This is a genomic window from Streptosporangium sp. NPDC050855, from assembly GCF_044456585.1.
GTDB lineage: Bacteria > Actinomycetota > Actinomycetes > Streptosporangiales > Streptosporangiaceae > Streptosporangium > Streptosporangium longisporum.
In genome coordinates, this window is record NZ_JBITFY010000002.1 from 136,989 (window position 1) to 156,635 (window position 19,647).

The window sequence follows — 19,647 nt, forward strand, 5'->3', positions numbered from 1 at the left end:
TCGTCCTCCGCTCACAGCCGTGGACGGCCCCGGCCTACCCGGGATCACCGCCGCGAACGGCCGGGGCGTACCCGGCGGCACGGGTGGTGAAGGTCCCCCGGCCCCGCACCACGCCCTCGCCCGTACGGGTCAGGTCGCGCAGCGCGGGGGCCAGGGTCGGCTCGGAGATCGCCGAGTCCGCGCAGAACTCCTCCAGCGCGAGCGGGTGCAGCTCGGCCACGGCCTCCTCCAGCGACCGGCGGCGCCGGAGCGCCTCGGGCAGCAGGGCGCCGGGCACCGGCCTCTCCTCGAACGTGCCGCCGTCCCCGGCCCAGACCAGCGACCGCAGGCGCAGCAGGTCCATCACCCCGGTGAAGGCGTCCTCGCACCCGATCGGCAGCTGGATCACCAGCGGGACCACGCCCAGCCGCTCGCGGATCGACGCGACCGCCGCGTCGAGGTCGGCGCCGGCGCGGTCCAGCTTGTTGACGAAGGCGATCCGCGGCACGCGGTCAGGTCACGCGGCCGGCCCGGGATCGCCGTGGTCGACGAAGACCAGCCCGTCGGTCCCGTCCAGGTGACCGGGGTCCAGCGGGAAGTAGCCGTGATCCGCCGACGTGTCGGTGCGCGGGGCCGGTCGCGTCCCGGCGGCGCCGAGGGCCGCTGCCAGGCCCGCCGGGTCGATGACGTGGCGGTTCCCCGGGAGCGCGGACAGGATTCCCTCCAGGGTGTCCGGACGCGGAGCCCCGAGCCCCTGGTGCGGCGCGGTTCCCAGGGCCGACGCCACGAAGGCGTACGCGTCGCCCAGCCGCGCGGAGACGATCGCGCCCGCGCTCCACCATCTCAGCGTCCGGCCCTCCAGCGGTCCCCAGCCCGGCGGCAGCCGCCAGACGCTCTCGTCCCGCTGCAGGTGGCGGTTGTGGGCGTGGACCAGCGTCGGCCCGATCCGCGACCGCTGCTCCGCGACGGCCCGCAGGTTGTCGGCCATCATCGCGTCGCGCAGGCCCATGAGCCGCACCATGCGCGTCTCGGACGTGTCGGCCATCGCGGCGTGGTAGCGCAGCAGCCCCGCCGCGCTGCGCCCGTACAGGCACGCCCGCCACCAGTCGTCGTGCGAGGTCGCGTGGATCAGACGCGGTGACTGGGCGGTGAGCGACGCCAGCAGGTCGTCCGCGACGAGACGCAGTGCCCCGGCGTCAGCGGACAGCCCCACGGAGCGGGAGGGGTCCGTGAGGATCGCGGGGTCGGTCCACCGGTCGTCGGAGCCGATCAGGTTCTCGACGACGTCCATGGTGTGCGGGACGAGGTCGGCGTCCAGCCAGGTGGAGAGGTGGTCGTGCAGCGCGACGAGCGCCCGCCGGGGGCCGTCCGGCCCGGTCATCTCGATCGGGGCGTCGAACCCGAAGAACCTGATCCTGTCCGGCACGGGACGGTCGCGGTTGTACTCCCTCATCCACCGCACCAGCTCGCGGTTCTCCGCCGACCCGGCGAACCCGGGGCTGAACCCGCGGGCCATGACGTCGTCGAGCGTTCCCGTCCCCTCCGTGACGTACGCGTCGACGATCAGGCCCGACAGGCAGTCGCTCTCCAGCGCGATCGACCGGTAGCCCTCGTGCTCGACGAGATGCCGGAAGACCTCGTTGCGCAGCCGCGTGAGCGCCTCCTCGCCGTGCATGGGCTCCCCCAGGCCGAGCAGGCGGGGCCTGGCCGGGAGCGACCGGAGCAGTCTCGTGATCGCGGAACCGAGATCGGCGTCGCTCTCGGCGGGGAAGGCCCACACGCCGTCTCGGATCGGGGGGTCGGCGGCCATGGCGGCTCCTGTCCGTTCGATGGTCCTGGCAGCACCTTCAACCGTATCGCCGAACCTTCTGTTGAGACTTTCGTCGCTCACTGCTTGGCGAAGAGGGAAAAACCTTCAACACCATGGGGAACCCGAGATCGACGGGTGGCCTGCACGGCTCGTCCTCCGCACGGTCTCGGCCGCACGATCTCGTCCGTACGGTCTCGGCCGGGCGCTCTCGGCTGGCCGGGCCTTCACGACGGGTCCTACGACGAGGCCGAGGACGCCTCGCGCGCGTCCAGAAGCTCGTCCCAGTGCTCCCGCGTCCAGGCGCACGCCGCGTCCATCGGCCCGATCATGCTGCGGCCGAGCGGCGTCAGCGCGTACTCGACCCTCTGCACGGGAGCGGGATGGGCGGTGCGGACGATCAGGCCGTCGCGCGCGAGCGTCCGGAGCGACCCGGCGAGCACCTTCGCGGTGATGCCGCGCAGCGGGACCCGAAGCTCCGAGAACCGCCGCGGACCGTCCTCGAGGCAGCGGATGATCATGCCTGCCCACTTGTCGCCGAAGCGGATCGGCGCGAGGCCGGACGGGCAGACCGGGTCGAACATGTCCGGATCAAGAGGCTCTGTCACGACTCCACGGTAACCGGTATCCCATCGGTAACCACCTGCTCAGGTACCTTTCCGGCAGTGGCCGGTGATCGGATCCGGCCGTGAACACGGGGTGGTCGAATGAGTGACGTCATCGTCTTCGGAGCGGGCGGCAGGGCGGGCCGGGCGGCCGTCCACGAGGCCCGCCGACGTGGCCACCGGGTCACCGCCGTCGTCCGCGACCCGGCCAAGTACGACGACCTGGCGGCGGGCGACGGTCTGTCGGCGGACGGCGTGCGGGTCGTCGCCGGCGACATCCTGGACGCGGACGACGTCGCGCGGCTCGCCAAGGGCCACGACGCCGCGATCGCCGCCGCCTACGACTTCGGTACGCCGCCCGACGTCTTCTTCACCGGTGCCGCTCGCGCCCTGCTCGACGGGCTGTCCTCGGCGGGCGTCCCCCGGCTGCTGGCGGTCGGCCTGGCGTCGGTGCTGGAGACCGCGTCCGGGACGCTCCTCATGGACACCCCCGGCTACCCGCAGGAGTACCGGTCGTTCTACCTGGGGCACGCGGCCGGGAACGAGGTGCTGCGCACCGCCACCACCGGGCTCGACTGGCTGGTCGTCAGCCCCAGCGGTGACTTCGACCACGGCGGTCCCCGCACCGGCCGCTACCGTACGGCCCCGGCCGAGGCGGGCAGCCGCATCTCCTACGCCGACTTCGCGATCGCGCTGCTCGACGAGATCGACTCCCCCGCCCACCACCGCGTCCACCTGGGCGTCGAGCGCGACCCCGGCACCGAGGAGAACCCTGGCGGGAGGGAATCCGGCACCGGCGAGAACCCCGGCGGCCGGGAGGGCTCCGACGCCGAGGAGAACCCCGGCGCCGGGGAGCGCTGATGGAAGAGGAGATCGTCGACAGCCCGAACGAGTGGGTGGCCCAGCACATCCGCCGTTTCGTCGAGACCGGCGGCCAGGCCCGGCCGGGCATGAACGACCTGCTGCTGACCACACGCGGCCGCAAGTCCGGCAGGCTCCGCCGTACCGCCCTGGTCTACGCGCGCGACGGCGACCGTTACGTCCTCGTCGCGTCCAACGCCGGGGCGGACCGTCACCCGGCCTGGTACCTCAACCTGGTCGCCGACCCCGCCGCCACCGTCCAGATCGGCACCGAGACGTTCGCCGTGACCGCGCGGATCGCCACCCCCGAGGAGAAACCCCGCCTGTGGCGGCTCATGGTCGCGACCATGCCGTCCTACGAGAGGTACCGGGAGACCACCGACCGGGACATCCCCGTGGTGATCGTCGAACGCACGGCGTGACGGCCCCTCCGGCTCCCGCCTTGTACCGTGTCCTCCCATGACGGAGCTTGAGGAACTGGCCGGCAGACTCCGGCGGTTCGCCGAGGCGCGGGAGTGGCAGCGCTTCCACACCCCCAAGAACCTGGCCATGGCGCTGGCCGGTGAGGCCGGTGAGCTGGTCGCGGAGTTCCAGTGGCTGACGCCCGAGGAGTCGGCGGCCGTCATGGGCGACCCCGAGGCCGCCGCGCGCGTCCGCTCCGAGATCGCCGACGTCATGATCTACCTCTCCCGGCTGGCCGACACGCTGGGGATCGACCTCGTCGAGGCGGCCCACGCCAAGCTCGACGAGGGCGACCGGCGCTACGACGTGGAGACCTACCGGGGAACCGTCAAGAAGGCTCCGCCGCTCCCCTGATCTCGCCGCGTCGCTCCGCGGCCGGGCAGGTCTCCCGTCTCCACGCGTAGGACCACCGGGCAAGACGGTGTCGGCGGCCGGTGATGTCCCCGGCGGCGGCACGGTCACCGGCGATCGCGGCGGGCCCGGGCACGGTAGTGATCCAGAATGTCCTGGCGGAGGAGGTGGCCGAAGCCCGCGGCCTCGATGCGCAGGCCGAGCTGAGGCTCGGTCACGCCGAGCGCGACGGCGGTGTCCGCCAGGTTCCAGCCCGTGGCGGCGAGACCGGTCAGCAGATGCCCGCGCCGGACCTGGTTCTCCGACAGGCGGAACGTCTTGAGGTACGCGAGCCGGCCGGCGCCGTCGGTGATGAGCTCGCCGATGTGGTTCTCCCGCCGCCGTTCGAAGGACGGCAGGAAGCGCGACAGGCGGTATCCGCCCATCTCGTAGACGCGCTGGTAGGTGTGGTCCCCGCCCAGCAGCGCGCCCGCCATGACCCGGTCGTGGAAGGCCGCCCACTCGTCCCGCTGCCGGCGTGCCCCCGCGCGCAGGTCGGCGAGCGACCGCACCGTCGCGTCCTCGATGCGGGCGTGGAAATCGGCCACCGGGCCGCCGAACATCGCGTAGTGGTAGATCAGCTCGCCGTACAGGTCGTGCACGAGGGTGGTGTGCAGGGCGCGGTAGTCGTCGGGATGCGGCACCACGAACGCGGCGGCGAGCGCGTCCGCGACGTAGACGAGGACGCCGCACTGGCCGGAGTGGATCTCGAAGACGCGAAGGGCGTCCTCCAGGCCGCCGACCTGCGCGCCCGTGTAGGCCTCCTCGGCGCGGGGCGAGAGCCCGTGGCCGACCGCGCGCTGCGACCACTCCTCCCACACGATCTCCGGCCCGCCGAAGTGCAGCGCCAGGTACCCTTCGAGCGCCAGGTGCAGGGGCAGGAAGCGCAGCCGGTTCCTGTCGGCCCGGCGGGCCATACGACGGTGGAACCGCAGCGGCATCCGGCCGGGCGGGCGGTCACGCTCCCCCGGCCCCCGGAGCTGGGTCCCGTACGCCGAGGCCGGGGTGCCGTCGTCCGTCCAGGTCGCCACGAACCCGTGCGGGATGTAGGAGACGTACTCGGTCCGCGGGCCCACCTCGACGACGCCGAGTTCGGCGTCGTAGAGGCGGGCGTCGAGCCGCAGGTCCTCGATCGGTTCGGCGCGGACCAGCGGGACGAGCCGCACGCCGCCCCAGGCCTGCGCGGGGCGGCTGACGAGCCCGGTGAGGGCGAGATCCGTCATGCGTCCTCCCCCGGAAACCCTTCGGCACGGCACGTCAGGTGGGCGGGCCTCGTCACGTGTCCTCCCGCAGGAACGCCTCGACGCGGCGCTCCAGGTGGGCGCGCAGCTCGGAGATCCCGGTACGCCCCTCCGCGAACCGGGCCAGCTCCACCAGGGCGACCAGGTTCTCGGCGTCCCGGATCCCTGCGGTCGGGACGGTGGGCGCCAGCCGCCGTACGTCGAAGGCGGCCGCGTCGTACACCGGGTTGAGGTGCACGACGCCGCAGGTGTGGTCCGGGTCGAGCCGGGTGCGCCAGATCCGCAGCACCTCTCCCGCGAGCCCCGGCGGTGAGTTGTCCCATCCGTCGGAGACGATGACGAGGCGTCCGGGTCCGCGTTCGAGGGCGTCGAGGATGCGCTCGCCGAGCGGCGTCGCCCCGTACGGACGGACGAGCAACGAGTCCGTACGGCCCGACAGCCACAGCGGCGTGTACTCGGCGGCCAGCGCCTCCAGCAGGAAGTGGCAGGCGAGCGCGACGGCCAGCGGGCGGCGGCGCTTCTGCCCCGAGCCGTACGCGGAGAAGCTGTCGTCGAGGACGGCGGCCACCGAGCCCCAGCTCCCGGCCTGGTCACCCGCGGCCCGCCGGGCCGCCGCGCGCAGTGCCTCCGTCAGCTCGGCGCGGCGGCGTACGCGATCGTCCGTCGGGAGGGCGAGCGTGTACGACGCCAGCCGGGTCAGCGGCATCGCGGTGAGGTCGGCCCGCACCGCGTCGGCCTTCAGGTCGCGCGCGGACTCCTGCAGGCGCAGCCGCTCCAGTCGGGTGAGCCGGGGCGCGATGCGCTCCAGGAAGGTGGCGCGGGCGATGCGGTGCTTCGCCGCGAACCCCTCCGCGACCGTGTAGGGCAGCTCGTACAGCGCCGCCTGCTCGTAGTGGGCGCGCCGCCAGGTCTCCAGGATCGGCGTGGCGTAGGCGGCCTTTCGGTGCGGGGTGAACAGGAACGGCCCCAGCTCCCCGGGCGGGCTCAGGTGGGCGTGGCGGACGGCGTCCTTGACGGCGCCCCGGTACTTCACCGCGTCGAACGCGGGGTCGGGGCGGGCCGCCAGCCAGTCCCGCATGATCGCCCTGGTGCGCCGGTTGTTGACCCTGGCGCGGCGCAGCGCGCGGAACAGCCCGTACACCCGCTGCGGCGGGAGCAGGGCCAGCCGCCGGGCGATCAGGCGTCCCTCGGCCCGGCGCTGCTCTGCACTCGCCTCCCTCGCCGTGACCAGCAGGTTCTTGACGATCAGTACGGCGTTGTGGTCGTTGACGTCCAGGGCGAGGGTGGCCGCGTACAGGTCGCGGTAGTTGCCGATCAGGTAGTCGTGCAGGAAGCCCAGCGACAGGCCCTGCTCGTCGGCGCCGGAGTGGAACTCGCGCTGGCCGGTGGAGGTGATCGCCGCGTTCACGAACAGCAGGACGTCCTCGGCGGCGACGAGGTCCGCGCCGGTCTCGATGTGCGCTTCGATCGCCGCCTCCGGGGTTCACGTACGAGGCCGGCCGGGGAATGGGGGAACGAGCTGCGAATCATCGCTTCAAAGACGGGTTCCGGAAGTCGCACCGAAGTCCCGCGGCCGACCTTGGGAAGGCTAGCACCGACATATCGCCTTCTTCTCCCGCTTATTTCCCGCGCTACGGCAGCCGAGACCGGGGAACGCGCCCGCGAGCGCGCTGTGCGGTCCCGGACGAGGGCGAACGGGCCGGCCACGCACACCGCCCGGGGATCCGAGTAAGGCGTGATCATCGGGTCCGATCCCGTCGTCCGGGGGCAGCGGTGGAGGTGGCCGAGTGATCGACCCCACGTCGACACGATGGGCCGCTTCTCCTTCCGGCCTCCGAGACGCCCCGGCGGGCTCCACCCGCTCGTCCCCGTCCCGTGAGAGCCGGTGCCGGTGTTCACGGGACGGGGCCGTCCGGTCTACTTCCTGCCGGCCAGGGTGTGGGCGACCAGGGCGTTGGCGTGACCGTGGCCCAGGCCGTGTTCGGTCTTGAGCCAGGCGACGAGTTCCATGTGCCTGGTCAGGGGTGAGGCGTTGATGAGGTCGATCCACTCTTGGACGGGGCGGCCGTACTTGGCCTCGATCGAGGGGAAGTAGCTGGCGGGATTGCCCTTGGCCGGTGTGGTCATGTCCTGCGGTCCCGTTCTGTCGGTGCTGGTGGGTCGGAGTCGATGGAGATGAGGCCGGAGCCGGTGGTGGCGTCGGCCACCGGGCCCCGGTGGTCGGCGGGGAGGACCGGTGGTGCGGTGCCGGGCCGGTCGGCCGGCATCCGGGCCGACGAGGACGGGGCTCCGTCACCGGAGTCACCGGAGGTGACTTCGATGCCGACGGTGATCGGGACGGAGCCGAAGCGGGCGCAGCGTATCGGAACACGGTCCCTATCGGAGTGCGGCCCGCTTGTCCGCCGCCGTCACGGCGACCCAGGTCATGGCGGTGATCGCGCCGACGGCCAGGGTCAGCGATCCGGCCCGCCCGCCCGACATGGCCCAGCCGTCACCGAGAGCGAAGATCAGGCCGCTGAGCCGTGAGGCCGTGGCGAACCCGGGTCGTCCGGCGCGGGAGAAGTGACGGCCCAGGACGAAGCAGGCGGCGATCAGCGCGGTGAAGGCGATGGATCCCGCGACCATGTGCATGAGGGCGTGCCAGCTCAGCGTGCCGGTCTGGCCCAGCGGGGTGCCCGCGGGGAAGCCGTCGCCCGGGTCCATGACGAAGACTCCGGCGGCGATCATCCCGACGCCGTTGACCAGGATCAGCCGGGGTGCCCAGGTGCCGCCGGGCGTACCCCGCATCGCGCGGCGCAACCCGAGCGCTCCGGCGATCGTCAAGGTTCCGCTGACCAGGAAGTTGGCGATCTGGAGCCGGCCTAGGTCACCGGTGGCGAGCATGCTGAGCGGGTGACGCGTCAGGTCGAAGCCCTCCCGGGTGAAGGCCTGCGTCAGCGACACGATCGCGAACAGGGGGGCGGCGGCGACGCCTCCGGCGAGCAGGGCCCGCGTCACCGAGCCCTCGGGGCGGGCGGCGGAGCCGTGGGCAACGGAGTCGTGGGAGGTGGGGGGGTGGGTGACGGTCATGGTCGTTCCTCTCTGCTGCGACGGGGTCCCGTCGCTCTCCTTCGTCCACCGGCCTCGACCGGCGTCGTACTGATGTCCACCGGTCTCGCCCGGCCTCGCTGACGCGTCGAACGAGCCGGGCCGAACTCGACACCATCACCCGTCAAAGCCGTGACCTGCGGATACGCGTTTTCTTGCGCATTCCCTGTCACATCGCATTCCCTGTCACATCGAGCCACCGCCCTGGTCAGGACGTTCGTGTCGATATGGGGGTGCCCCGGTCGACGCATGGCCGAGGACCGGCGAGGATCGGTCCTGCAGAGCACTAGAGGAGATATGACGATGCGATTCCTGATGACCACCAAGGGCGAGATGGCTCCCCCGGACGAGGCGACGATGGCCGAGATGGGCGCCTTCATCGAGGAGATGACCCGGGCGGGGGTGCTGCTGGCGACCGGCGGCCTGGACCCGGCCGGTACGCGCCTGACCTCCTCGGGAGGCAAGGTCACCGTCACCGACGGGCCGTTCACCGAGGCCAAGGAGGCGATCGTCAGCTTCGCGCTCATCGAGGCGCGATCGAAGGAGGAGGCCATCGAGCTCTCCCGCCGCTTCTGGAAGATCATCGGTGACGGTGAGGGCGCCATCCAGCAGGTCTTCGGCCCCGAGAACTGACCGGGCACCCCCGGGCCGGACGATCACAGGGAGAAGATCCCTCGCCGCCCGGCCCGGCCCCCTGTCCGCACGTCCGGCCGGGCGGCCGTTCCCGCGGACTACCCGGCCGGACGCCCCGGTGAGCGGGTCGCGCAGCATCACCACCCCGCTGAGCGCGACCGTTCCCGCAGGCGATCCGGCCGGACGTCCCGGCCGGGCGCTTGCGTACCCGGTCGGACGGGTGCTCTCATCGAGCGGTGACATCCGGGGACGCCCACCGCGCGGTCGACGCGGTCTGGAAGATGGAGTCGGCGAGAATCGTCGCCGGGCTCGTCCGGATGGTGGGCGACGTGGGGCTGGCCGAGGAGTTCGCGCAGGACGCACTTCTCGCCGCCCTCGAACAGTGGCCCCGGACCGGCGTACCGGACAATCCGGGTGCTTGGCTGATGGCCGTCGCCAAGCGCCGCGCCGTCGACCACCTGAGGCGCGGCGAGCGGCTCGACCGCAGGCACGAGCAGCTCGCCCACGAGCTCACCACCCGGCAGGACACCTCCGAGGCCGAGGTCGACGCGGCTCTCGACGACGAGGTGGGCGACGACGTCCTGCGGCTGATGTTCGTCTCCTGTCACCCGGCGCTGCCGGCCGAGGCTCGGGTGGCGCTGACGCTGCGGCTCCTCGGTGGCCTGAGCACCGAGGAGATCGCCCGCGCGTTCCTGGTCTCCGAGTCGGCCGTGGCGCAGCGCGTCGTCCGGGCCAAGCGGACCCTCACCTCCCTCGGCGTCCCCTTCGAGGTTCCCGAGGGTGCCGACCGTGCGGGCCGCCTGTCGTCGGTCCTGGAGGTCGTTTATCTGATCTTCAACGAGGGGTACGCGGCCGGCGCCGGTGACGACTTGATGCGCCACGACCTCTGCCATGAGGCCCTGCGCCTGGGACGCCTGCTGGCCGGGCTCGCGCCCGGAGAGGCCGAGGTGCACGGCCTGGTCGCGTTGATGGAACTCCAGGCGTCGCGATCGGCCGCCCGGACGGATCCGTCGGGCCGTCCCATCGCGCTGCACGAGCAGAACCGCGGGCGCTGGGACCGGCTTCTCGTCCACCGTGGCATCGCGGCCCTGCTGCGCGCCCGGCAGTGCGGCGGCCCCCTCGGCCCGTACGTGCTGCAGGCCGCGATCGCCGTGTGCCACGCCCAGGCCCGTACGGCGGAGGAGACCGACTGGGCGCGGATCGCCGCCCTCTACGAGGCGCTCGCCCGGGTGCTGCCCACCCCGGTCGTGCAGCTCAACCGAGCGGTCGCACTGGCCATGGCGTACGGTCCCGAACGGGGGCTGGAGCTCGTCGACACGCTGTCCGGCGAACCGGCGCTCCGGACCTACCACCACCTGCCCAGCGTGCGCGGTGACCTGCTGTTCCGGCTCGGCCGCCACGAGGAGGCCCGGCGGGAGTTCGAGCGCGCCGCGGCCCTCACCCTGAACCTGCCCGAACGCACGATCCTGCTGGAACGGGCCGCGGCCTGCGCCGACGAGACCGTGCGGAAGGCGATCCCCCGAAAGGGGAGCGGGCCGGCGGGGCCCGTCACCCTGGCCGAGGCCGCGGAGGCGTTCCTCGCCCGTGAGGATCTGGACGCCTCGACCGTCCGGTCCTACACGCAGACGATGAACCGGCTCCGCCGCGATCTCGGCGACGACATCCCGCTGGCCGGGGTGAGCGCCGGTCGGGTCGCCGAGGTGTTCACCTCCGCGTGGGGCGGTGCCGCCGCGGCGACCTGGAACCGGCACCGCGGTGCCGTCCGCTCCTTCTCCGCCTGGACCGTCGCCCGGGGCCTGAGACCCTCCGATCCGGACCACGGCCCGGGTCACGGCCCGGGTCATGGCCTCGGCCACGACCCGGGCCACGACGTGGAGCACTCCCCGGAGCACGATCTCGCCTCCGGCCTCGCCCGCCGGTACGAGCCCCGGGGACGTACCCGTCCCCTCGATCGGTCCCGCGTCGAGGCGCTGTGGGAGCGGCAGGACATCGCCCTGCGCGAGCGGACCCTGTGGCTGCTGCTCCACGAGAGCGCGGCCGGTCCCGGTGCGGCGCTCTCCATCGACGTCGAGGACCTCGACCTGCCCGGGATGCGCGCCAGGACGGCCTCCGGCTGGGTCCGCTGGCACTCCGGCACCGCCGGGCTCCTCCCCCGCCTCGTCGCGGGCCGCCGCCGGGGGCCGCTGTTCCTGTCCGACCGCAGGCCGGGACCGGGCCGTCCCCCCGCCCCGGGCGACCTGTGCCCGGAGACCGGCCGCCGCAGGCTCTCCTACGAGCGGGCCGAGTACCTGTTCAAGCAGGCCACCGGCCACACCCTCGACCAGCTCCGGCCCCGACGGGAGAACGCGCGGGCGGAACGTCCTCGACGAGGAGATCCGCCACCGGTCACGACCACGGACTTCGACACGGACGAGGGCACGGGCGATCATCTCGTCCCCGGGATGGCCGGTTTCCGGTGATCGTCCTGCGGGGCCCCGCGTTTAACCACCGGCGTGGCGCGCAGGGGCCAGGCCGGTGCGACACGGGAACGAGCAGGGGGAGCGGTGATCGATGTGACCGACGGGGAGAGCGTGCCCAGGCTGTGCCAGGTGGTGCTCGACTCCACCGACGCCAGGTCTCTGGCGGAGTTCTACCGATCTCTGCTGGGCCTGGTCTACCGGCCCGGTGACGAGCCGCCGGAGGAGGGACACGCGGACGAGCGTGGCCGCGACTGGCTCGTGCTGAGGACCCCGGACGGCGCCCCGCAGATGGCCGTCCAGCAGGTCGACCGCCTGCCGGAGGTGACGTGGCCGGAGGGCGGGGTGCCACAGCAGCTGCACCTGGATCTGACCGTGGAATCGGTCGAGGACCTGCGGGTCCAGCACGAACGCGTCCTGCGTCTCGGTGGCCGGTTGCTGCTGGACCGCATCGACGATCCCGAGGAGCCCCTGCGCGTGTACGCCGACGTGGCCGGTCATCCGTTCTGCGTCTTCGTCACCCGGCGCCGTGACCGGAGAGGGTTCGCCGGGGCGCCGGGACACGGCTCGCGGTGACGGCATTCCGTACGTTGCGACACCTGAACACGAAGCACCCATGCCCAGATTTATGATGAATTTTCCTCAAAGCATCACCATTCTCTAATGGTGCATTAAAGGGATATATCAGATAACTCACAAACGCCCGGTTCCATTGAATAACCGCATGTCAACCGGCCGAACGAACATTGCCGATAACGGTCTTTCCATTGACACGGCAGGGCGGAAATGACACGTTTACCAATGTCCGGCGCCATTCATGTGAGATCGGAACCGCGCCCTTTCTCGGCCACCGGACGAGGTTCGCAGAACGACCTCTGCCCACGCTCCACCCAGCTCGGAGGTACGATCATGCGTCGATCACTTCGTACGATCTCCATCACGGCCGGAATCGCAGGCGCGATGTTCCTCGGGGTCTCGCAGCCCGTGGCGCTCGCGGCCCCGGCGCGGTCCTCCCCCGCGCCCCCGCCCACCCCCGCCCCGGCCCCCGGTTCCGAACGGTCCGCCGCGAGAGGCGAGGCGCGCCTGGAGAACAGGGGCCCCTCCTCCTCACGGGACGCCCGGTCGGCGTCCGCGTACTGCGTCTTCCAGACCTACGGGGACTACGTCCACGTCTCCTCGTCCGCCTTCGAGGCCTCCGGGCACGGCTGGTGGGTGAACGGTGACTGCAGCGCGACCCTGGCGGTCGTCACCGTGCAGCTTCAGCAGTACTACTCCGACGGTGTCTGGCGGAACGCCGGAGCGGCGGGCAGCCAGACGGTGCGATCCGGCGGTGGCGCGGGCAACCGGGCGACCGGGCGCGCGGCCTGCGTCAACGGCGGCCTGACGGGATGGCGTAGCGTCGTCGACGTGGACCTGGTCGGCCTGGCCGACGACCCGGGCAAGCTCTACACACCGAGCCGCAACATCTACTGCAGGCGATAACGGACGAGGGCGCCGTGAGCATCGGACCCGACGACACCGTGTCCGTGGCCCTGCGCGGCGAACCGGTGTCGCATCCGTGGCGAGATCCTCTCGGCGCCTCCCCGGACATCTGCAGCCCGTTCCTCGCCAGATCGTCCGCGCCGGAACGGCTCCCCCGGGCGAGGCGGGACGCGTCCGGCGGCGTCCAGGGGACGAACGACGCCGGACGGCGTTCTCACGGTCCCGTGGACCACCGGCCGGCACGGAGGGCAGCGATACGGCGGCAGAGGATCAAAATACTTTCAACTTTTGATATCACTCTATGTGTCACCAATTTCACTATAAGTGAAAATGGGTAGTTTGACGGTGTGACGGACACGATCGACACCGGCGGCTCGACGAGGCTGTCGAGCCGTGCGTGCGGCCACTCCCACTGCGAGCGCCATGCCACCTGCATCGGTGCCGGACCGTTCCGGGAGTACCACGGGCCACTGGAGCAGATCCGTCCCGACGAGGAGACCTCCGAGCGGGAGGGCCGTCTGGCGGCCGCCGAGCGGAAGGCCACCGACCAGACCGCGTTCGCGACGTACGCCCTGAGCCTGCAGCAGAAGGAACGGCGGCGCGCCGAGAGCCTGGCCACGACCAACCAGAGGTTGCGGGACGCCCACCGCGTCCTGGAGCAGGAGCTGGCCACCGCACGCGAGGAGGCCGTGGCCGCGAGGATCCGCGCCCACCAGCTCGACTACCAGGCGGTCGCGCTGCGCGAGCGGTACGTCAACGAGTTGCGCCAGTTCCACCAGGAGGCCGCCGAACAGGCCCGGGCCCTGCGCGCCGAGGTGACCATCGCCAGAAGGGAGATCGACGACCTGCGCGTCGTCCTGCTGGAGGTCCGCGAGCAGGCTCACGCCGCGAGCGAGCGGACCCGGGTCGCGGGCGAGCCGCCCTGGACCATGGACGAGCCGGCCTGGACCGCGCACGAGCCGGGCTGGACCGCGGACGAGCCACCGCGGGTCACACGGGCGCGGGTCACACGGACGCGGGTCCCGCGGACGCAGGTCCCGCGGACGTGGATCCCGCGGACGTGGATCCCGCAGGCGCGGATCGCGCGGGTACGGGTCCCGGTCGCGCGCGGCAGGTCCGGCATGGCCGCATCACCCCGCGGGCGTCATCGTAAAAGCGCGCCGAGGCACAGGGCACGTGGGCGCGGGCTCTGGCCGGTGTCGCGCCCGGCCGGGTTGTCCTGGATGAGGACACGTCCGGCGGGCGTCCTCGATGCGATGCTGACATCGATCATGACCTGGCTGGCCCGCATCCGGTAGCCGGACCCGGCCACCGCACCGGCCCGGGAAGAACCGCTCCGGGTCACGTCATCGCCGCGGAGACGACGTCCCGCCGTACCGGGCGAGGTGCCCGATCAGGAGGCGTGCCAGCCCTTCCGGGTCCTCCCGGTGCGGGTCGTGCCCGGTGGGCAGGGACACCGCCCGCACCGGCGGCGTCTCCCGCACGGCCGCCTCCAGCTCGTGCTCGACCCACGCGCAGTACGCGTTCCAGGCGGGAACGAGACGGTCGGGGAACACCCCCGCGAAGGCGCGCGCGTCACCGCTGACGACGAGCAGCGGGCAGCGGGCCGCGCGGTAGGCGGCGAACCGGTCGAGGGCGTCGATCTCCCGCATGACCTGGAGGAACGATTCCGGAAGCCCTCGGCCCATCTCCTCCGAAAAGGCCGTCATCTCCCGGCACGCGCGCGCCGCCGCGACCTCGTCCAGGCCGAGGAACTGCCCGGGTCGCGTGGGGTTGCCGTGACCGTCGAGGTTGACCGCGAGCGGGCACTCCGGATGCTCCCCGGCCCACAGCGCGGCGACCATGCCTCCCAGGGAGTGCCCGACGACCACGGGCCGGTGAAGCCCGAACCCCTCCGCGACCGCGGCCACGTCCGCCGCCACGTCCCGCCATGACCACGGCGCCGCGCCCGACTCGCCATGGCCGCGCAGGTCCATGGCCACCGGCCGGAATCCGGCGTCGAGCAGGAGCGTCGCGAAGGCGTCCCAGTCCTCGCGCGTCCGCCCGCCGCCGTGCAGGAGGAGCACGTCCTGGCCGTGCCCACCGTGGTCCTCCGCCGTGATCGGCACATCGCCGGCCACGACCTCCCTGATCACGCCCATGTCGCCCGTCGCCTCCCGCCCGCCCTGTCGTATGTCGTCCTCCCGTACGACGCTCTTCGTAACAGTTCGGCACGGCGGTCGCCACGGCTTTTCCACCGGGTGACGACGGTCTTCCGGGAGGCGGCCGGCACCCGTGGTCCGGCAGGAGGCGGGGAGGCGTGCGAGCGAAACAGCGCCGGCCCCCGGTCGGTATCCACCGACGACCACAAGAGCCGCCGTAACGTTCGCCACCGAGGCGGACATGTGGGCAGTGCCGGGCCGTCGACGTGGAAGGGAACCCGTGAGCTCGCCGGAGGATCGATTCGCCGCACTGTTCGAACGCACCCATCAACCCTTACTGGCCTATGCCCTGCGACGGGTGGCCGATCCAGCGGACGCGGCCGACGTGGTGACCGAGACGTTCATGGTGGCCTGGCGCCGCCTGGAGGATGTACCCGATGGGGACCAGGCCCGCCCGTGGCTCTTCGGGGTGGCGCGCAAGGTCCTGGCCAACCTCCATCGCGGGGAGCGCAGGCGGCACGCGCTGGCCGAGAGACTGCGGGCGTCCCTGTCCGACGCGGCGCCCCAGGACGACACGGCGTTCTCGGCGGTCGAGGTGGCCATGAGCCGGCTCACCGACGACGACCAGGAGCTGCTCAGGCTGCTCGCCTGGGACCAGCTGAGCCGTGACGAGATCGCGCTGGCCCTGGGCGTGTCACGGGCCGCGGTCCGCGTACGCCTGCACCGCGCGCGGAGCCGCCTGGTGAAGGAGTTACGGAGTCTGGAGGTGGCCGAGCGCATGGCCCCCGGCCGCCCGACGGCACAGAGGACACCGGACGTACTCGTGGCGAAGGGGCGGCCACGCGTCCGCTCCGAAGTGAGGGAGCAGCGATGAGAAACGACGACGTGCTCGCGCGCCTGCGCGCGAGCGACCCGATCCTCGGCGCCGACCCGTCCCGCGCCGATCGCGGGGCCCTGGACGACCTGCGCGACGGGATCATGCTGACGGACCGGGGCGAACCGGCCCGCGGGACGCGCCGGCGCGTCCTGGGCCGCGGCGGTGTGGTCGCCGTCGCGGCGGCGGCCCTGGTGCTCGGCGGCGGAGTCTCGTACGCCACCTACCAGCGTCTGTACGTCTCCGACTCCACCGGCGTGACCTGCCTGACGCGGTGGGTCGATCCCGCGACCGGCCCGCAGGAAGGCGAGAACGGACCGGATCTGACGGGCGACCCCGTGGCCGACTGCCGGCTCTACCGGGAACAGGCCGGCCGCCCCGCGATCCCCGACCCGGTGGCGTTCCGCTTCAAGGAGGAGGTGTACGTGGCGCCACGGTCACAGGTGCCCTCGTCGGCGACCCTGCTGAACCCGGCCACGCCGCAGGACGCCGCCGTGCGGGAGCTGGAGGGAGGTTTCAGCGACTGGGTGGACGGGCTGTACTCCCGCTGCTTCTCCGAGACGGAGGCCGTCGCGTTCGCCAAGACCCAGATCAAGCGGCTGGGACTGACAGGCTGGCGGATCGAGGTGTTGCCCGCGGACTCGCGGGACGACGACCAGCCGTGCGCGGACGCGGACCTCGACCCCGGCCACAACACGGTGATCGTGCTTCCCCACCGCCTGAGAGACCACAGCGTCAGGAACGCCGGCACGGTTGACCCGTTCGTGTACGAGCTGCGTGACGCGCTCGTTGAGGGCGTCAGCTCCCGGTGTGTCGGCCTGCGCCAGGCGGAGCAGGTGACCAGACGAGCCCTGGGGACGCAGCATCACTGGCCCCTGACCGTGCTGCCCGACTCCACGGCCTCCTGTACCCGCGCTGACCTGCAGGTAGGCGGCAGCATCCAGGTCACGCTGCGCGGCCCCGAGGTCGCCAATCCGTAGCCCCCCTCACCGGTCCTCGCCGTCGTGACGGCGAGGACCGGTGAGGAACCGGGGGCCGAGGGGCGGGGCTGGGGGCGGGCCGGGGCACCCGCGCAGATCGCCGCCGTCCCCCGGCCCGGTGCTACGTCCGCGATCTCCTCAAAGGGCTCGACCACCCGCACACCGACGACGCCCCGCTCCTGCTCACCGAACTCGTCACCGACTCCGTACACCACTCCGACTCCGGCCGCCGCCCGAGCGGGCGGATCACCATCGCCGTCGCCCACCATGATGGAACACTCCACATCGATGTGACCGACGCAGGCTCGACGGCCGGCACCGCCCCTGGTCTGCGCGGATGTCACCGCCGACAGCGGCGGAGGACGCGGGCTCTGGCCGGTGCAGGAGCCGTCGTCGGCCTGGGGCCGGTACGAGATCCTCACCGGACGCGTCGTCCGGTCCCGGCTGGGCGGAGGCTGATCCCGTGATTCGCTGGGAGTGCCCGCCCCACTGCCTCACCAGGTGGATCGCCCTGTCTTACGGGCTGGTGCGATGAGCCGGACTCTCCCTTGGGCCGCGTCCTGTCCGGTGGCCGATCACCGGTTCGATCAGGACGACGTTCGCGGGGCCCGCGGGACGGTGACCTCGGGAGAAGGGACGGTGAGTCCCGGAGAAGGACAGCCCGGCCTGGTCAGAGCGTGGTAGGACACGGCAGCGGCGAGCAGGCCGAGGCCCCACACGGTGTAGCCGAACATCTCCATCGACACCTTCCAGAGCGGGGCCTGGGCCAGGTTGCCCCTGCCGAGGAGCCATGCCGTCATCCCGGCCACGCCGAAGTAGCCGGCCATGCTCGCGCCGACGAACAGGGCGGGTCCGAGCACGAGCCATCGCGGCACGTCGCGTCCTGCCAGCGGCACCACCCAGCGTGGCCAGATCCTGCCGAACCGGTGGACCAACGCCAGCGGCAGAAGGGTGCCGGCCAGGATCAGCAGGACGATGAAGACCCCGAAGGAGAAGCCGAGCGTGAACGGCAGCGGTTCACCCGCCGTGATGGATTCGATCACCAGCACGCTCACACGGGCCGCGCAGCCGGTGATCGCGGCGTAGGCGGCGAGACAGGCCCACCGTGGTGCGGGATCGGTGCGCCGCTCCGGCGAACGGCCGTGGACCCGGGCGCAGTGGGGGCAGGCCCGCCGGACCCTGCGCTGCTCGGCGACGGCACACGCCAGCGTCAGCGCTCCCGCGGTCACTCCGGCCGCGCGGGTCAGCAGGCTCCCCCAGTGGCCGGCCTGGCCGAACAGCACGGTGGCGAGGCTGATGGCGAGCATGTACGAATAGGCGATCAGCCCCGCCCCGGCCGCCCACGCCAGCGCCACCAGCGTCCACCGCACGGGCGCCCCACGGTGGTGCCCGATCCCGGTGGCGATCACCGAGCACACCGTGGCGGCCGTGAGGGCGAGCGTCACCGCCACCCACCGGCCGGGCGAGAACACCTCCTCGGGAGGAGCCCATGACGCCCCCGGGTCCGCCAGCCACCACACGTGGGCCGCACCGTAGAGCGAACACCAGATCGCCGCCACGCGCGGCCACCCACGCCCGCCGCTCAACGTCTCGGCTCTCATCCGTACTCCTCGGTCCTGCGGCGCGATGACCCGGTGAAGCCTGCTACGCCGGACCTGTGACCTCGCTGAGAGACGCTGAGGATCCGCTCAACCGTTGACCGCCCACCTACGGGACTTCGTCGAGGCCCCGGCGCTCGTCAGGCGACGCGGGAGGCCGGCGCGCTCCAGGTGTTGCACGCGGACGGGGACGCGGCGGCGAAACCCCGCTGCAGCCAGGCGGCCCGGTTCTTGCCCGTGCCGTGGCTGCGTTGGGTGTTGACCTTCTCGTCGCCGCTGCCCCGGTAGTGGTCCACGACCTGCTTCCAGTCTTCATCCCGGTAGTTCTGCGAGGACCAGACGCTGGACAGGAACGCCGCTCCCAGGCAGTCGGCCTGTAGCTCCAAGCGGCGGCTCTGAGCCAGCGCCTGCGATTCGGTGGCGGCCGGCATGTTCTTGTAAGCACTCCACACGCCGGTGAGGTTCTGCACATGGTGGGCGTACTCGTGCGCGATCAACTGCAACATCACCGGATCGGCCGGCGCTTTGACGGCATAGTCGCTGATCATGATGACCAGCCGCCGCTCATCGGTGCAGTAACGGCCGGTGTGATACCTGCCCCACTCCGATCCGCACGCACGACCGGGCTTGGTCATGAACTGGATCGTCGGTTTCCTGAACGTCACGCCGGTCTTCTTCAGTTGCTTGGACCATGAGGCGTTCAAGCAGCTCAGTATCGCCGTCAGATGCTTCTTGGTGACGGCGACACTGCCGGAGCCTTCGGGGGCCCGGCCGCAGGGCAAAGTCAGCTTGCTGCTGCGGTACAGCGGATTATGGGTCAGCGCCTTGGTGCCGGTGGGGACCGGCGCGCTGACGACGGCTCCGGTGATGGTGCCGGTGGTGACGTCGGCATGGGCGGTGCCGGTGAGCAGCAGGCCGGCCAGCATCCCGACCGGCAGGGTGATACGGGGGGTACGCATGGAGCAGAACAGTACAGAAGGAACATGGACGCTAAGGATTGACGTCTATCTGTAGCGATACCGCTGCGTGACGATGTTCGCCGCCGGAGGCA

At 72.0% G+C, this 19,647-nt stretch carries 20 protein-coding genes; 10 read left to right on the plus strand and 10 right to left on the minus strand.

Annotated elements, in window-relative coordinates:
* Nucleotides 1-34 precede the first annotated feature (34 nt).
* The 3 genes from ACIBCT_RS05750 to ACIBCT_RS05760 form a co-directional block, all read right to left on the minus strand.
* Nucleotides 35-487 (minus strand): hypothetical protein, encoded by a 453-nt coding sequence (locus ACIBCT_RS05750; RefSeq protein ID WP_399186227.1) that lies wholly within the window; start codon nt 485-487, stop codon nt 35-37.
* Between the two features lie 9 nt (nt 488-496).
* On the minus strand, nt 497-1,789 hold the full coding sequence (locus ACIBCT_RS05755; RefSeq protein WP_399186228.1) for an erythromycin esterase family protein: 1,293 nt from the start codon (nt 1,787-1,789) through the stop codon (nt 497-499).
* Between the two features lie 236 nt (nt 1,790-2,025).
* Nucleotides 2,026-2,394, minus strand: a complete 369-nt coding sequence (locus ACIBCT_RS05760) for a winged helix-turn-helix transcriptional regulator (RefSeq protein ID WP_399186229.1) — start codon at nt 2,392-2,394, stop codon at nt 2,026-2,028.
* Between the two features lie 99 nt (nt 2,395-2,493).
* On the opposite strand from ACIBCT_RS05760, the gene ACIBCT_RS05765 reads away from it, so the two are divergent.
* The 3 genes from ACIBCT_RS05765 to ACIBCT_RS05775 are packed head-to-tail and all read left to right on the plus strand — an operon-like array spanning nt 2,494 to nt 4,068.
* The gene (locus tag ACIBCT_RS05765; RefSeq protein ID WP_399186230.1) at nt 2,494-3,252 is read left to right on the plus strand and encodes an NAD(P)-dependent oxidoreductase; all 759 of its coding nucleotides are present in this window, start codon (nt 2,494-2,496) and stop codon (nt 3,250-3,252) included.
* A complete protein-coding gene (locus tag ACIBCT_RS05770; protein ID WP_399186231.1) occupies nt 3,252-3,674 on the plus strand; it encodes a nitroreductase family deazaflavin-dependent oxidoreductase in 423 nt (140 codons plus the stop codon). The genes ACIBCT_RS05765 and ACIBCT_RS05770 overlap by 1 nt, the downstream gene beginning before the upstream one ends.
* Nucleotides 3,675-3,711: 37 nt before the next feature.
* A complete protein-coding gene (locus ACIBCT_RS05775) occupies nt 3,712-4,068 on the plus strand; it encodes a nucleotide pyrophosphohydrolase (protein WP_399186232.1) in 357 nt (118 codons plus the stop codon).
* A gap of 104 nt (nt 4,069-4,172) precedes the next feature.
* On the opposite strand, the gene ACIBCT_RS05780 is transcribed toward ACIBCT_RS05775, so the two are convergent.
* The 4 genes from ACIBCT_RS05780 to ACIBCT_RS05795 all read right to left on the minus strand — a co-directional run bounded on the left by ACIBCT_RS05780 (nt 4,173) and on the right by ACIBCT_RS05795 (nt 8,414).
* Entirely contained in the window at nt 4,173-5,327 is a 1,155-nt protein-coding gene (locus ACIBCT_RS05780; RefSeq protein WP_399186233.1) for an ARPP-2 domain-containing protein, read from the minus strand.
* Between the two features lie 52 nt (nt 5,328-5,379).
* Nucleotides 5,380-6,753 (minus strand): hypothetical protein, encoded by a 1,374-nt coding sequence (locus ACIBCT_RS05785; protein ID WP_399186234.1) that lies wholly within the window; start codon nt 6,751-6,753, stop codon nt 5,380-5,382.
* Between the two features lie 509 nt (nt 6,754-7,262).
* Nucleotides 7,263-7,472, minus strand: a complete 210-nt coding sequence (locus ACIBCT_RS05790) for a DUF4287 domain-containing protein (protein WP_399186235.1) — start codon at nt 7,470-7,472, stop codon at nt 7,263-7,265.
* 249 nt (nt 7,473-7,721) lie between these two features.
* The gene (locus ACIBCT_RS05795; protein WP_399186236.1) at nt 7,722-8,414 is read right to left on the minus strand and encodes a DUF998 domain-containing protein; all 693 of its coding nucleotides are present in this window, start codon (nt 8,412-8,414) and stop codon (nt 7,722-7,724) included.
* Between the two features lie 315 nt (nt 8,415-8,729).
* On the opposite strand from ACIBCT_RS05795, the gene ACIBCT_RS05800 reads away from it, so the two are divergent.
* From ACIBCT_RS05800 to ACIBCT_RS05820, 5 genes are all read left to right on the plus strand, one after another.
* Nucleotides 8,730-9,065 carry a YciI family protein gene (locus ACIBCT_RS05800; protein WP_399186237.1) on the plus strand — a complete coding sequence of 112 codons (336 nt, stop codon included), beginning with the start codon at nt 8,730-8,732 and terminating at the stop codon, nt 9,063-9,065.
* 236 nt (nt 9,066-9,301) lie between these two features.
* The gene (locus tag ACIBCT_RS05805; RefSeq protein ID WP_399186238.1) at nt 9,302-11,524 is read left to right on the plus strand and encodes a sigma-70 family RNA polymerase sigma factor; all 2,223 of its coding nucleotides are present in this window, start codon (nt 9,302-9,304) and stop codon (nt 11,522-11,524) included.
* A gap of 84 nt (nt 11,525-11,608) precedes the next feature.
* Entirely contained in the window at nt 11,609-12,097 is a 489-nt protein-coding gene (locus ACIBCT_RS05810; protein ID WP_399186239.1) for a VOC family protein, read from the plus strand.
* 333 nt (nt 12,098-12,430) lie between these two features.
* Nucleotides 12,431-13,003 carry a hypothetical protein gene (locus tag ACIBCT_RS05815; RefSeq protein WP_399186240.1) on the plus strand — a complete coding sequence of 191 codons (573 nt, stop codon included), beginning with the start codon at nt 12,431-12,433 and terminating at the stop codon, nt 13,001-13,003.
* Between the two features lie 347 nt (nt 13,004-13,350).
* Nucleotides 13,351-14,301 carry a hypothetical protein gene (locus ACIBCT_RS05820; RefSeq protein ID WP_399186241.1) on the plus strand — a complete coding sequence of 317 codons (951 nt, stop codon included), beginning with the start codon at nt 13,351-13,353 and terminating at the stop codon, nt 14,299-14,301.
* 48 nt (nt 14,302-14,349) lie between these two features.
* Here the strand turns inward: ACIBCT_RS05820 and ACIBCT_RS05825 are convergent, their stop codons facing one another.
* Nucleotides 14,350-15,144, minus strand: a complete 795-nt coding sequence (locus tag ACIBCT_RS05825; RefSeq protein ID WP_399186242.1) for an alpha/beta fold hydrolase — start codon at nt 15,142-15,144, stop codon at nt 14,350-14,352.
* A 358-nt stretch (nt 15,145-15,502) separates the two neighbouring features.
* Between ACIBCT_RS05825 and ACIBCT_RS05830 the strand changes: the two genes are divergently transcribed.
* Together ACIBCT_RS05830 and ACIBCT_RS05835 are read left to right on the plus strand one after the other, a co-directional pair.
* A complete protein-coding gene (locus ACIBCT_RS05830; RefSeq protein ID WP_399186243.1) occupies nt 15,503-16,018 on the plus strand; it encodes an RNA polymerase sigma factor in 516 nt (171 codons plus the stop codon).
* The gene (locus ACIBCT_RS05835; protein WP_399186244.1) at nt 16,015-16,998 is read left to right on the plus strand and encodes a hypothetical protein; all 984 of its coding nucleotides are present in this window, start codon (nt 16,015-16,017) and stop codon (nt 16,996-16,998) included. The genes ACIBCT_RS05830 and ACIBCT_RS05835 overlap by 4 nt, the downstream gene beginning before the upstream one ends.
* A gap of 587 nt (nt 16,999-17,585) precedes the next feature.
* Here ACIBCT_RS05835 and ACIBCT_RS05840 read toward each other — a convergent pair.
* Together ACIBCT_RS05840 and ACIBCT_RS05845 are read right to left on the minus strand one after the other, a co-directional pair.
* Nucleotides 17,586-18,599 (minus strand): hypothetical protein, encoded by a 1,014-nt coding sequence (locus tag ACIBCT_RS05840; RefSeq protein ID WP_399186245.1) that lies wholly within the window; start codon nt 18,597-18,599, stop codon nt 17,586-17,588.
* Between the two features lie 137 nt (nt 18,600-18,736).
* The gene (locus ACIBCT_RS05845) at nt 18,737-19,555 is read right to left on the minus strand and encodes a neutral zinc metallopeptidase (protein ID WP_399186246.1); all 819 of its coding nucleotides are present in this window, start codon (nt 19,553-19,555) and stop codon (nt 18,737-18,739) included.
* Nucleotides 19,556-19,647: the final 92 nt, after the last annotated feature.

Coding starts and splice junctions, on each gene's coding strand:
- ACIBCT_RS05755 (WP_399186228.1), bottom strand. CDS start 1,789: ATGGCCGCCGACCCCCCGATCCGAGACGGCGTGTGGGCCTTCCCCGCC.
- ACIBCT_RS05765 (WP_399186230.1), top strand. CDS start 2,494: ATGAGTGACGTCATCGTCTTCGGAGCGGGCGGCAGGGCGGGCCGGGCG.
- ACIBCT_RS05770 (WP_399186231.1), top strand. CDS start 3,252: ATGGAAGAGGAGATCGTCGACAGCCCGAACGAGTGGGTGGCCCAGCAC.
- ACIBCT_RS05775 (WP_399186232.1), top strand. CDS start 3,712: ATGACGGAGCTTGAGGAACTGGCCGGCAGACTCCGGCGGTTCGCCGAG.
- ACIBCT_RS05780 (WP_399186233.1), bottom strand. CDS start 5,327: ATGACGGATCTCGCCCTCACCGGGCTCGTCAGCCGCCCCGCGCAGGCC.
- ACIBCT_RS05790 (WP_399186235.1), bottom strand. CDS start 7,472: ATGACCACACCGGCCAAGGGCAATCCCGCCAGCTACTTCCCCTCGATC.
- ACIBCT_RS05795 (WP_399186236.1), bottom strand. CDS start 8,414: ATGACCGTCACCCACCCCCCCACCTCCCACGACTCCGTTGCCCACGGC.
- ACIBCT_RS05800 (WP_399186237.1), top strand. CDS start 8,730: ATGACGATGCGATTCCTGATGACCACCAAGGGCGAGATGGCTCCCCCG.
- ACIBCT_RS05815 (WP_399186240.1), top strand. CDS start 12,431: ATGCGTCGATCACTTCGTACGATCTCCATCACGGCCGGAATCGCAGGC.
- ACIBCT_RS05825 (WP_399186242.1), bottom strand. CDS start 15,144: ATGGGCGTGATCAGGGAGGTCGTGGCCGGCGATGTGCCGATCACGGCG.
- ACIBCT_RS05835 (WP_399186244.1), top strand. CDS start 16,015: ATGAGAAACGACGACGTGCTCGCGCGCCTGCGCGCGAGCGACCCGATC.
- ACIBCT_RS05840 (WP_399186245.1), bottom strand. CDS start 18,599: ATGAGAGCCGAGACGTTGAGCGGCGGGCGTGGGTGGCCGCGCGTGGCG.
- ACIBCT_RS05845 (WP_399186246.1), bottom strand. CDS start 19,555: ATGCGTACCCCCCGTATCACCCTGCCGGTCGGGATGCTGGCCGGCCTG.